The 11749-nt window shown below is 59.8% G+C and carries 10 protein-coding genes; 1 reads left to right on the plus strand and 9 read right to left on the minus strand.

All coding sequences use genetic code 11. From position 1 onward, the window contains the following. Nucleotides 1-32: 32 nt before the first annotated feature. The 9 genes from KGB27_RS23300 to KGB27_RS23340 all read right to left on the minus strand — a co-directional run bounded on the left by KGB27_RS23300 (nucleotide 33) and on the right by KGB27_RS23340 (nucleotide 9483). Nucleotides 33-782 carry a S24 family peptidase gene (locus KGB27_RS23300; protein WP_223556501.1) on the minus strand — a complete coding sequence of 250 codons (750 nt, stop codon included), beginning with the start codon at nucleotides 780-782 and terminating at the stop codon, nucleotides 33-35. A 226-nt stretch (nucleotides 783-1008) separates the two neighbouring features. After that, the gene (ppa, locus tag KGB27_RS23305) at nucleotides 1009-1536 is read right to left on the minus strand and encodes an inorganic diphosphatase (RefSeq protein ID WP_007990564.1); all 528 of its coding nucleotides are present in this window, start codon (nucleotides 1534-1536) and stop codon (nucleotides 1009-1011) included. A gap of 113 nt (nucleotides 1537-1649) precedes the next feature. Then, nucleotides 1650-2462, minus strand: a complete 813-nt coding sequence (locus KGB27_RS23310; protein ID WP_223453268.1) for a zinc-dependent peptidase — start codon at nucleotides 2460-2462, stop codon at nucleotides 1650-1652. 3 nt (nucleotides 2463-2465) lie between these two features. Then, nucleotides 2466-3122, minus strand: coding sequence for a DedA family protein (locus KGB27_RS23315; protein WP_008042985.1), 657 nt, complete (start codon nucleotides 3120-3122; stop codon nucleotides 2466-2468). Nucleotides 3123-3427: 305 nt separating this feature from the next. Continuing rightward, nucleotides 3428-3889, minus strand: coding sequence for a GNAT family N-acetyltransferase (locus tag KGB27_RS23320; RefSeq protein WP_008042983.1), 462 nt, complete (start codon nucleotides 3887-3889; stop codon nucleotides 3428-3430). 120 nt (nucleotides 3890-4009) lie between these two features. Next, entirely contained in the window at nucleotides 4010-4834 is an 825-nt protein-coding gene (gene eutC / locus KGB27_RS23325) for an ethanolamine ammonia-lyase subunit EutC (protein WP_177318901.1), read from the minus strand. Nucleotides 4835-4842: 8 nt separating this feature from the next. Continuing rightward, nucleotides 4843-6237 carry an ethanolamine ammonia-lyase subunit EutB gene (locus KGB27_RS23330; RefSeq protein WP_223556503.1) on the minus strand — a complete coding sequence of 465 codons (1395 nt, stop codon included), beginning with the start codon at nucleotides 6235-6237 and terminating at the stop codon, nucleotides 4843-4845. A gap of 136 nt (nucleotides 6238-6373) precedes the next feature. Beyond that, on the minus strand, nucleotides 6374-7744 hold the full coding sequence (eat, locus tag KGB27_RS23335) for an ethanolamine permease (RefSeq protein ID WP_008035770.1): 1371 nt from the start codon (nucleotides 7742-7744) through the stop codon (nucleotides 6374-6376). 218 nt (nucleotides 7745-7962) lie between these two features. Beyond that, entirely contained in the window at nucleotides 7963-9483 is a 1521-nt protein-coding gene (locus KGB27_RS23340) for an aldehyde dehydrogenase family protein (protein ID WP_008035766.1), read from the minus strand. 299 nt (nucleotides 9484-9782) lie between these two features. Between KGB27_RS23340 and KGB27_RS23345 the strand changes: the two genes are divergently transcribed. Continuing rightward, nucleotides 9783-11696 carry a sigma-54-dependent Fis family transcriptional regulator gene (locus KGB27_RS23345; protein WP_223556505.1) on the plus strand — a complete coding sequence of 638 codons (1914 nt, stop codon included), beginning with the start codon at nucleotides 9783-9785 and terminating at the stop codon, nucleotides 11694-11696. The last annotated feature ends 53 nt before the right edge of the window (nucleotides 11697-11749 follow it).

Here is an 11749-nt window from a genome sequence, read left to right on the forward strand (position 1 = left end):
GCGGGCTTGCTCGCGAAGGGGGCGGCGCGGTGTTACAGGAACGGAATGGGCGGGCGACGCTTATTCAGCGTCGACCACCAAAACACCCACCCCAACACCCGGATGTTCTGCTCTTCTATTTGCGCGGCCCTGAAAGTCTCATCCGGGTACTCGGCGCTGTTGTGGCTGCGCATTCGCAATCCATTGCCCGGCATTCGGTGCAGGTACTTGATGCGCAGCATCCCGTCGTGTTCGATCGCATAAATTTCTCCATCGACAATCTGGGTCAGGCCACGATCGATGGCGATGGTTGAGCCGTCTTCAATTTTCTCGGCCATGCTGTTGCCGATCATGTAGGCGCAGATGGCATCCGCGTGGTTGATTTCCAGGGAGTCGAGGTGGCTGCGGGGTAGGCGGATGGGGTGGCTGGTGTCCTCGATCACGTAGGTTTTGCTGGAGCCGGGAGCGATGGGCGCTTCTTTGTAAAAGTGCAATTCGACATCAGTGGGTTCGATGACGGTGTAGATGCCGCGGAGGGCCTGGGCGTCGAAGGTGTTGCCGGTGTCGCTGACCAGACGCAGGTGTTTGGCGTCTTTTGGGCCTTCGAGATATTTGAGCCACTCGCTGTTGACTGAGAGTTTTCTGGCGACGGCTTCCATGCAGTGATCGGGCACACCGCGGGTGTACCAGTTGTGTACGTTTTGCGGCGCCGTGCCGAGGTATTCGGCGAACCCGGTCGTCGTGATGTTCGCTACTTTGAGGAGCGCTTTAAACCGTGGACCGCTAGTGTTTTTTTTCTTCATGGGCACGAGTTTACGGGCGTATGGCGAGGCTTTGAATAAACGAAGCGTTCAAAATACGAGGGAAATTTAAGACCGGATGTAAGACGTATCGAGTAAAAATTAAACAAGAAAAAACCGATTCACCGGATGGTTAAACGGCACGTTTAAAAGCTTTTCTGCGCGCACAAAAAACCCCGGATAAACCGGGGTTTTTTCAAGTCGTCAGTGGCGCAAGGCCAGTGGCGTCTCAGCCTTTGTAGGCAGCAACCGACTTGGTGATCGCTTCGCGGGCGGCGTCTGCACCGGCCCAGCCTTCGATTTTCACCCATTTGCCTTTTTCGAGATCTTTGTAGTTCGCGAAGAAGTGCTCGATCTGCTGAATCAGCAGGGCTGGCAGGTCGGTGTATTCCTTCACGTCGACGTACAGCTGGGACAGCTTGTCGTGTGGGACTGCGATGACTTTGGCATCGCCGCCGCCGTCGTCGGTCATGTTCAGGATGCCGACCGGACGAGCGCGGATCACGGAGCCTGGAGCAACCGGGTAAGGGGTCACGACCAGCACGTCGAGGGGATCACCGTCGTCAGCCAGGGTGTTCGGGATGTAACCGTAGTTGGCCGGGTAGAACATCGGGGTGGCCATGAAACGGTCAACGAACAGGCAATCGCTGTCTTTGTCGATTTCGTATTTGATCGGCGCGTGGTTGGCCGGAATCTCGATCGCGACGTAGATGTCGTTCGGCAGGTCTTTGCCAGCCGGAATCTTGCTGTAGCTCATTGGGCGGTGCCCCCGTTAGTTGACCAAAAACACTTGGCCGGATTGACCAAAAAGTGGCGGCGATTATAGGCATATTCCGCCGATCACGCTACGGATCAGAGGTCGTGTAGACCTTAGTCGTGTGCCTGATAGACAGGGTTCTCGGCCAGAAGTTGCCGCAGACGCGCCAGTGGATCCTGCCGGTAAAACAGCCTTAACTGCTCATACACCTGTGGATAAGCCTCATGCAGCAAATCCGGGGCGCTGAAGAAGTATTCGCTGGTGACCGCGAAGAACTCGGCGGGGTTTTCCGCGGCGTAGGGGTCGATGGCGGTTTCGGCGTCCGGGTTGCGCTCCAGTTGCCCGTCGAGGTCGTCGTAGGCCTCTTGCATGACCTTGGCCCAGTCGCTGACGCGCATGTCGGCGTGCAGCGGCGGCAGGCCGTTGGCGTCGCCGTTGAGCATGTCGAGCTTGTGCGCGAGTTCGTGGATCACCAGGTTGTAGCCTTCCCAGCCACCACTGGCCATCACGCCGGGCCAGGCCAGGATGATGGGGCCTTGCTGCCAGGCTTCGCCGCTGTGTTCGCCGTCCCACTCGTGTTCAACGCCACTGGCGTCGCGATGGCGCTGCGGGCTGAGGAAGTCGTCGGGGTAGAGGACGATTTCGTGAAAACCCTGATACCAGTTCAGATCGCCCAGCTTCAGCAACGGTAATTGCGCCTGGGCGGCGAGCAGCAAACGCTGCTCCTGATGGAGTTCGACGCCGGGCAGGGCGGTCAGGTGCTTGTCGTCGAGAAACAGTACGCAGGCTTCGCGCAACCACTGGTCTTCAGCCGCGCTGATGCCGTCGAGAAAGCTCAGGTGATGGCGCACCCGCTGCCACATATCGTCGGCAATCGGGTGCCTGGCCAGGATGCGCCGGCGACGCCAGGCGCTGAGCGACCACATCGTTCAGTGTGGTTCGGCTTTGGACGCGGCGCTGCCGAAGCGGCTGCGAATCACGCCGATGATCATCGGCACCAGTGACAGCAGAATGATGCCCACTACCAGCAGCGAGAGGTTTTTCTTGATGAACGGCACGTTGCCGAAGAAGTAACCGAGGGTCACCAAACCGCCAACCCAGAGGATGGTGCCGAGGACGCTGAAAAAGAAGAAACGCGGGTAAGGCATTTTCGCCACGCCGGCGACGAACGGTGCAAAGGTGCGAATGATCGGCAGGAAGCGCGCCAGGGTCACGGTTTTGCCGCCGTGCTTGTCATAGAAGTCGTGGGTTTGTTGCAGGTAATCGCGGCGGAAAATTTTCGAGTTCGGGTTGCTGAACAGTCGCTCGCCCACCGTTCGTCCGATGATGTAGTTGGTGCTGTCCCCGAGGATCGCCGCCAGCATCAGCAGGCCACCGAGCAATACCGGGTCCATGCCGCCACCGGCCGCCACGGCACCGGCGATGAAAAGAAGGGAATCGCCTGGCAGGAAAGGCATCACCACCAGGCCGGTCTCGCAGAAGATCACCAGAAACAGGATGGCGTAGATCCATGGCCCGTAGTTGTTTACCAGCAAGTCGAGGTAAACATCGAGATGCAGGATAAGGTCGAGCGGGTTGAAATCCATGGAGGCACCTGTGGTGACGGCCCGACTCAGCAGGCCTGTGCGGATGACTTCGCGTAAGGCTACAGACGGGTGTAGTTTTTCTTACAAGCCGGAAAGGTCGGCATTATACGGGCTGAGAAGTGAAAAGCGCGTCGAGTTTGTAGCGAGGAGTGTCGCGCAAGACCGGCGGCGCGGTCTGCTTTTTTTTGTAGGAGCAGCCGGTCGACGCTCGATTGCTCGCGAAAGCGGTATGTCGTTCAGCATATCCGCCAGATGTCAGACCGCTTTCGCGAGCAAGCTTCGCTCCTACGAGGGCTCGGTGCGGATCAAAGCTCGTCGCTGATCGGCAGCACGTAGTTTTTGAACTCTGTGTCTTCCTTGAATCCGATGGATTCGTAGGTTTTCTGTGCGATTTTGTTGTCGCTGCTGGTGGAAACGCGCATGCGCACGGCATTGGTTTCCTTGGCCATTTTTTTCGCGGTGCGCATCAGGTTGTCAGCCACTAACTGCCGGCGGGCGTCTTCGGCGACATAAATGTCGTTGAGGATCCACACGCGTTTAAGTGAAAGCGACGAAAAGCTCGGGTACAGCTGACAGAAACCCATCAGCTTCTTGTCGTCGTCATCGGCCAGGGCCAGGTAGATCACCGATTCCTTGCGACGCAGGCGTTTCTCGAGGAACGCCCGGGACGAGTCCGGATACGGCAGGGAACCATAAAACTCGCGATATTTGACGAACAACGGGGTCAGCAGGTCCAGGTGTTCAAGGGTCGCTTGAATAATCCGCATCGATAGGTCTCGTCTTCAAGTGGCTGTCTTCACATGCTCTGACGGCGAACGGTTCTTCACTCGGGCAGCCGTGTTTCGATCCTGCCTGAAATTGAATCAGAAACGCAATGCGGAAACGGTTCAGGCATCCGGCAGGCTCAGTAGGAAATTACCTTTCATGTCCGCTCCTGCGTCCGACTCCAGCGTCTGAAGCTGCGCTTCGTCCTTCAGGTTGACCCCCGACAACTGTCGCCGACAGGCTTCGCGCATCAAATACAGCAATCGGTGTGCCGCCATGCCATAACTCAGGCCTTCCAGTCGCACATTGGAGATGCAGTTGCGGTAAGCATCCGTCAGACCGACCTTTGGATTGTAGGTGAAATATAATCCCAGACTGTCTGGCGAGCTGAGGCCAGGGCGTTCGCCAATCAGAATCACCACCATTTTTGCGCCCAGCAACTCGCCGATTTCGTCGCTTATCGCGACCCGGCCTTGTTCTACCAGAATCACCGGTGAAACCGTCCAGCCATCGACTTCGATCTGCTCTCGCATGCGCGAAAGGAAGGGCACGGTGTGGCGGTGCACAGCCAGTGCCGACAAACCATCGGCCACGACAATCACCAGATCGACGCCGCCGGGATAGGCTGAAGCATGGTTGCGCAGGATTTGCGCGGACTCATCGCTCAATTTCCGCCCCAAGTCAGGGCGCTGCAAATAGCTGTCGCGGTTGGTGGCGGCGCTGTGCAGGAGCACACTTTCGTATCCGCATTCGGCCAATTGAGCGCTGAGCCCGGCATGGTCGAAGGGCAGGTGCACCGCGTCCCGAGCCTGGGCGTGGGCGTACTGGAAATCCAGCTGTGCGCTGGTCGGCATGCTGGTGCCGGTGCGGCCCAGGGCAATCCGTGCCGGGGTCAGGCGCCGCAGTTCCAGCAATGGATTTTCTGAATCAACAGGCGGTTTATCCATCTCGACACTCATCCCAGTTGCCCCATCGCCTGGCGGAAGGCTGGCGGCAGGCGCTCGCCGAAATGAATCTTGCCATCGGCCTGAGTGAAAATGCCCATTCTGGCCAGCCACTGTTCGAACTCCGGTGCCGGTTTCAGGCCCAGGGTTTGTCGGGCGTAGAGCGCGTCGTGGAACGAAGTGGTCTGGTAGTTGAGCATGATGTCGTCGGAACCGGGGATGCCCATGATGAAGTTGATCCCGGCCACGCCCAGCAGGGTCAGCAGGGTGTCCATGTCGTCCTGGTCGGCCTCAGCGTGGTTGGTGTAACAGATGTCGCAGCCCATCGGCACGCCCAGCAATTTGCCGCAGAAGTGGTCTTCCAGGCCTGCACGGATGATCTGTTTGCCGTTGTAGAGGTATTCCGGGCCGATAAATCCTACGACGGTGTTCACCAAAAACGGTTTGAAATGTCGGGCAACCGCGTAGGCGCGGGTTTCGCAGGTTTGTTGATCGATGCCGTGGTGGGCGTTGGCCGACAGGGCGCTACCCTGGCCGGTCTCGAAATACATCAGGTTTTGCCCAAGCGTGCCGCGATTCAGGCTCAAACCGGCGTCGTAACCTTCCTGCAACACGTTCAGGTTGATGCCGAAACTGGCATTGGCCGCTTCGGTGCCGGCGATCGACTGGAACACCAGGTCCAGCGGAACGCCGCGATTGATCGCTTCGATGGACGTGGTGACGTGGGTCAGCACGCAGGCTTGTGTAGGAATTTCGTAGCGCTGGATGATCGCGTCGAGCATTTCCAGCATCGCGCAAATCGAGGCAATGCTGTCGGTGGCCGGGTTGATGCCGATCATCGCGTCACCGTTGCCGTACAGCAGGCCGTCGAGAATGCTCGCGGCTATACCGGCCGGTTCGTCGGTGGGGTGGTTGGGTTGCAGGCGGGTGGATAAGCGTCCCCGCAGGCCCATGGTGCCGCGAAAGTGCGTGATCACACGGATTTTCTGTGCGACCAGCACCAGGTCCTGCACGCGCATGATTTTTGATACGGCTGCGGCCATTTCCGGCGTCAGGCCCGGGGCGAGGGCGCGCAGGCTCTGTTCGTCGGCGGCATCGCTGAGCAGCCAGTCGCGAAATCCGCCAACGGTGAGATGGCTGACCACGGCGAAGGCTTGTTTGTCGTGAGTGTCGATGATCAGTCGGGTGACTTCATCGGTCTCGTAAGGAATCAGCACTTCCTGCAGGAAGTGAGTCAGCGGGATGTCAGCCAGGGCCATTTGCGCGGCGACGCGCTCGCCATCGTTAAGGGCGGCGACGCCGGCCAGGAAATCCCCGGAACGCGCCGGGCTGGCCTTGGCCATGACCTCTTTGAGGCTGGCGAAGCGGTAGGTCTGGGCGCCGATGGAATGGGCAAATGTGGCCACGGTGTCCTCCTGATGTGTAGAAGTCTTGATTACCCTGACATTCCCTTGTGGGAGCCAGCAGGCTGGCTCCCACAGGGGGAGCGATGTGCACTTCAATAAAGCAGGCGCCGGGGCGTTAGCCCGGCGCCGGTGCAACTCAGGCGCCTTCGAGCATCGCATCCGCCGGCGCATCGAAGCGCTGCTTGGCGGTCAGTTGGAAATACAAATACCCGGCCGCCATGAAACCGAGGAACACACAGCCGATCAGCGGGTTGAACCACGCCATCGCCACCAGGCACACCACGGCCAGAAACAGCGCAATCCCCGGCACGATCGGGTAACCCGGCGCGCGGAAGCTGCGTTCCAGGTTTGGCTCGGTCTTACGCAGCTTGAACAGGCTCAGCATACTGATGATGTACATCACGATGGCACCGAATACCGACATGGTGATCATCGCTGCCGTCAGCGTCATGCCTTGCAGGTTGACCAGCCCGTCGCTGTAGATTGCCGCGATGCCGATCACGCCGCCGGCCAGAATGGCCCGGTGCGGGGTCTGGAAACGTGACAGTTTGGCCAGCGAACGTGGCAGGTAGCCGGCCCGGGCCAAGGCGAAGAACTGACGCGAGTAGCCGAGAATGATCCCGTGGAAACTCGCCACCAGCCCGAACAGGCCGATCCAGACCAGCATGTGCATCCAGGTCGAATTGTTGCCGACCACGGCTTTCATCGCCTGAGGCAGCGGGTCGTTGATGTTCGACAATTGACGCCAGTCGCCCACGCCGCCGGCCATCACCATCACGCCGATCGCGAGGAACACCAACGTCAGAATGCCGCTGACGTACGCCTTGGGAATCGTGCGTTTCGGGTCCTTGGCTTCTTCAGCCGCCATCGCCGCACCTTCAATCGCGAGGAAAAACCAGATCGCGAACGGGATCGCCGCAAAGATGCCGGGGATTGAGGCAATGGTGAACTCGTTCGAACCCGACCAGCCGTTGAGCACGAAATTGCTGAAACTGAAGCCCGGCGCGACCACGCCCATGAACACCAGCAACTCGGCGACGGCCAGCACGGTCACCACCAGTTCAAACGTGGCGGCGATGCTGACGCCGAGGATGTTGAGCGTCATGAACACAAAATAGGCGCCAACGGCGGCAATCTTGGGGTCAAGTTCCGGGTATTGAACGTTCAGATAAGCGCCAATGGCCATGGCAATGGCTGGCGGCGCAAAGACGAATTCAATCAGCGTGGCAATGCCGGCAATCAAGCCGCCTTTCTCGCCGAAGGCCCGTCGGCTGTAGGCAAAGGGCCCGCCAGCGTGGGGAATGGCGGTAGTCAGTTCGGTGAAACTGAAGATGAAACAGGTGTACATCGTCGCCACCATCAGGGCGGTGACGAGGAAACCCAGAGTGCCTGCGGTGCCCCAGCCGTAACTCCAGCCGAAGTACTCGCCGGAAATCACCAGGCCGACGGCAATGCCCCATAAGTGCAGGGTGCCGAGTGTGGGTTTGAGCTGTGTGGAAGAAGTCATAAGTCCTCGCTGTCTTTTTTATTGTTTGATCTGTTGGACTTTCGGAAACTGATTTTTGGTGTGGAGCGGGCACGCAAAGCCCGTGCCAGAGCGGCAGGGCGGTGATTTGCGGTGTGTTTGAGGATGCCTTCGCGGGCAAGCCTCGCTCCTACAGGTACGGCGTGATCCTGTAGGAGCGAAGCTTGCTCGCGAAGGCCGTTACGCGGTATCGCGCGGGGTTAGAAGAAGCCCAACGGATTGATGTCGTAGCTCACCAGCAGGTTTTTGGTCTGCTGATAGTGATCGAGCATCATTTTGTGGGTTTCACGACCGACACCGGACTTTTTGTAGCCACCGAACGCGGCGTGCGCCGGGTACAGGTGGTAGCAGTTGGTCCACACGCGACCGGCCTTGATGGCGCGGCCCATGCGATAGGCGCGGTTGATGTCGCGGGTCCACAGGCCGGCGCCGAGGCCGAACTCGGTGTCGTTGGCGATGGCCAGGGCTTCGGCTTCGTCCTTGAACGTGGTGATGCTCACCACCGGGCCAAAGATTTCTTCCTGGAACACACGCATTTTGTTGGTGCCCTTGAGCAGGGTCGGCTGGATGTAATAACCCGTCGCCAGACTGCCCTCGAGTTTTTCCACTTTGCCGCCGGTCAGCAGCTCGGCGCCTTCGCCCTTGGCGATTTCCAGGTACGAAAGGATTTTGTCGAATTGCTGCTCGGACGCCTGGGCGCCGACCATGGTGTCGGTGTCCAGCGGGTCGCCGCGTTTGATCGACAGGACTTTTTTCATCACCTCTTTCATGAAGTCGTCGTAGATCGATTCCTGCACCAGCGCGCGGGACGGGCAGGTGCAGACTTCGCCCTGGTTGAAGAATGCCAGCACCAGGCCTTCAGCAGCTTTCTCGATGAAGGACGGTTCGGCTTTCATGATGTCTTCAAAGAAGATGTTCGGCGATTTGCCACCCAGCTCCACGGTGGACGGGATGATGTTTTCGGCGGCGCATTTCATGATGTGCGAGCCGACCGGGGTCGAGCCAGTGAAGGCGATCTTGGCGATGCGTTTGCTGGTGGCGAGCGCTTCGCCGGCTTCTTTGCCGAAGCCTTGCACAATGTTGAGCACGCCCGGTGGCAGCAGGTCGCCGATCAGCTCGACCAGCACGGTAATGCCCAGCGGCGTTTGTTCTGCTGGCTTGAGCACCACGCAGTTACCCGCCGCCAGCGCCGGGGCGAGTTTCCACGCGGCCATCAGGATCGGGAAGTTCCACGGGATGATCTGCCCGACCACGCCCAGCGGTTCATGGATGTGATAGGCCACGGTGTTGCCGTCGATCTCGGCAGCGCTGCCTTCCTGCGCACGGATGCAACCGGCGAAGTAACGGAAGTGGTCGGCGGCCAGCGGGATGTCGGCGTTGAGGGTTTCGCGAACGGCTTTGCCGTTGTCCCAGGATTCGGTGATCGCCAGCAGTTCCAGGTTCTGCTCGATGCGGTCGGCGATTTTCAGCAGCACCAGCGAGCGCGCCTGGGCGGACGTGGCGCCCCAGGCATCGGCAGCGGCGTGGGCAGCGTCCAGGGCTTTGTCGATGTCTTCGGCCGTGGAGCGCGGGAATTCGGCAATCGGTTGGCCATTCACTGGCGAGGTATTGGTGAAGTACTGACCTTTGACAGGCGCGACGAACTCGCCGCCGATGTAGTTACCGTATTTGGCTTTGAACGAAACGATAGCGCCTTCAGTACCGGGGTGAGCGTAACGCATGGTGTTTTCTCCTTGGCTTTTGTACTTATTAGAGAGGCGCATGTGCGCTTGCTATAAGCGTAGAGCAAAGGTCGGGCCACTGCCCTGTGAGCTAGGCAAATCAAGGTCTTGCGCGTTTTTTGTCGGACGGATGGATGGCGGCTGTGACGCTTTCGGTACAGCCCCCGTGACAGTTTGTACCGCTTGTGGCACAAGCTGTGACTGACCGGTCTTGCCAGCATTGCAATGCGGGCTAGGCTGGAGGATGCTCGGGCATCACCTCAATACGGGTCACCGAGCCCCGGGGAGAATAATAAGAAATGCACGACAACCATTTGAGTCGCCATGCCCAGCAAGTGCTGACCGTGACCCAGGGGAAATCCCACCTGCACGGTCCCGGCAGCGATCCGTCCATTGCCCGTTCCTGGCTGCGTTGTCTTGAGGACTATCACCTCGACCCGGCCCTGACCATGGCGCCGACGGTGCTGGAGCACGGTCGTGTCCTCGAAAGCCGCGAACGCTTGCAGCAAGTGCTGCACATCGCCGGCAACGAAATGAGCAGTCTTCATCAGCAGCTGTCCGGCGCCGGTCATGCGGTGCTGCTGACGGATGCGCGCGGGGTGATCCTCAATTGTGTGACGGCACCCGCCGAGCGGAAGATTTTCGAGCGCGCCGGCCTCTGGCTCGGTGCCGACTGGAGCGAAGCCTGCGAAGGCACCAACGGCATCGGCACCTGCCTGGTGGAGCGTCAGTCGCTGACCATTCACCAGGACGAACACTTTCGTGGGCGTCACACTGGCCTGACTTGCTCGGCGAGTCCGGTGTTCGATCCGCATGGCGAACTGCTGGCGGTGCTCGACGTGTCCTCGGCGCGGCACGAGGTGTCGCGGCAAAGTCAGTTCCACACCATGGCCTTGGTCAATCTGTCGGCGAAGATGATCGAGAGCTGCTATTTCCTGCGTTACTTCGACAATCAATGGTTGCTGCGTTTTCACCTGCAGGCGGAATCCGTCGGGCTGTTCAGCGAAGGGCTGCTGGCGTTCGACGGCGAGGGTCGGATCAGCGCGGTCAATCAGAGCGCGCTGAACCTGCTGGGGCATAGTCGTGGCGGGCTGCTGGGCAAACCGGTCGAGGCGTTTTTCGATTGCTCACTGGATGAGTTGCTGGGCCGCGCGAGTGTGAATGCCAGCGCCAGTTGGCCGTTGCGCGCACGTGACGGGCGCGGCCTGTTTGCCGTGTTGCGCGGTCAGCCGCGCAGCATTCCGGTGCCGGTAGTGACCAGTCGGGTCGTTGCCGAACCTGCGCGCCTGTCGGGCATTTGTCTGGGCGATGCGGGTTTGCAGGAAGACTTCCGCAAATCCCTGCGCGTGTTCGAACGGGATGTGCCGCTGTTGATCAACGGCGAAACCGGGTCCGGCAAGGAGGCCTTCGCCAAAGCGGTGCATCAGGCCAGTCAGCGGGCCGAAAAAGCCTTCGTCGCGCTCAACTGCGCGGCCATCCCGGAAAGCCTGATCGAGAGCGAGTTGTTCGGCTATCGCGGCGGCAGCTTTACCGGCGCACGCAAGGAAGGCATGCGCGGCAAGTTGCAGCAGGCCGATGGCGGGACCTTGTTCCTCGATGAAATCGGCGACATGCCGTTGGCGTTGCAGACCCGGCTATTAAGAGTGCTGGAAGATCGGCAAGTGGTGCCGATTGGCGGCGAGCCGGAGGCGGTCAACGTGCGGATCATCAGCGCGACTCACCGTAATCTTCTGGAACGGGTGCAGGACGGCAGCTTCCGCGAGGATTTGTATTACCGGCTCAATGGGTTGGAGATTGCGTTGCCGGCGTTGCGCGAACGCAGTGACAAATCGCAGTTGCTCGACTTTCTGCTGGCGGAAGAGGCGGGCGGGGAAACGGTGCTGATTGATGAGCCCGCCCGCCAGGCGTTGCTGGGTTTCGCCTGGCCCGGGAACGTGCGGCAGTTGCGTAACGTGCTGCGCACCTTGGCGGCGTTGTGTGATGGCGGGCGGATCGGGCTGGAGGATTTGCCGGCGATGATTCGACAGGCCAGGCCGGTGCCGGTTGTTGCCGTCGAACCGTCTTGCGAACATCCGCTGGATGATGCCGAGCGCCTGGCGTTGCTGAATGCGCTGGAGCAAACCCGTTGGCACATGACCCATACCGCCGAGCAGTTGGGTGTCAGCCGTAACACCCTCTATAGAAAGCTGCGTAAACACGGCATCGCCCGGTGAATGCAAACCTGTAGGAGCCGGCTTGCTGGCGATGGCGGTTTCAAGGACGCCAT

It is taken from the genome of Pseudomonas sp. BF-R-01 (genome assembly GCF_019946615.1).
In the GTDB taxonomy this organism is placed as follows: domain Bacteria; phylum Pseudomonadota; class Gammaproteobacteria; order Pseudomonadales; family Pseudomonadaceae; genus Aquipseudomonas; species Aquipseudomonas migulae.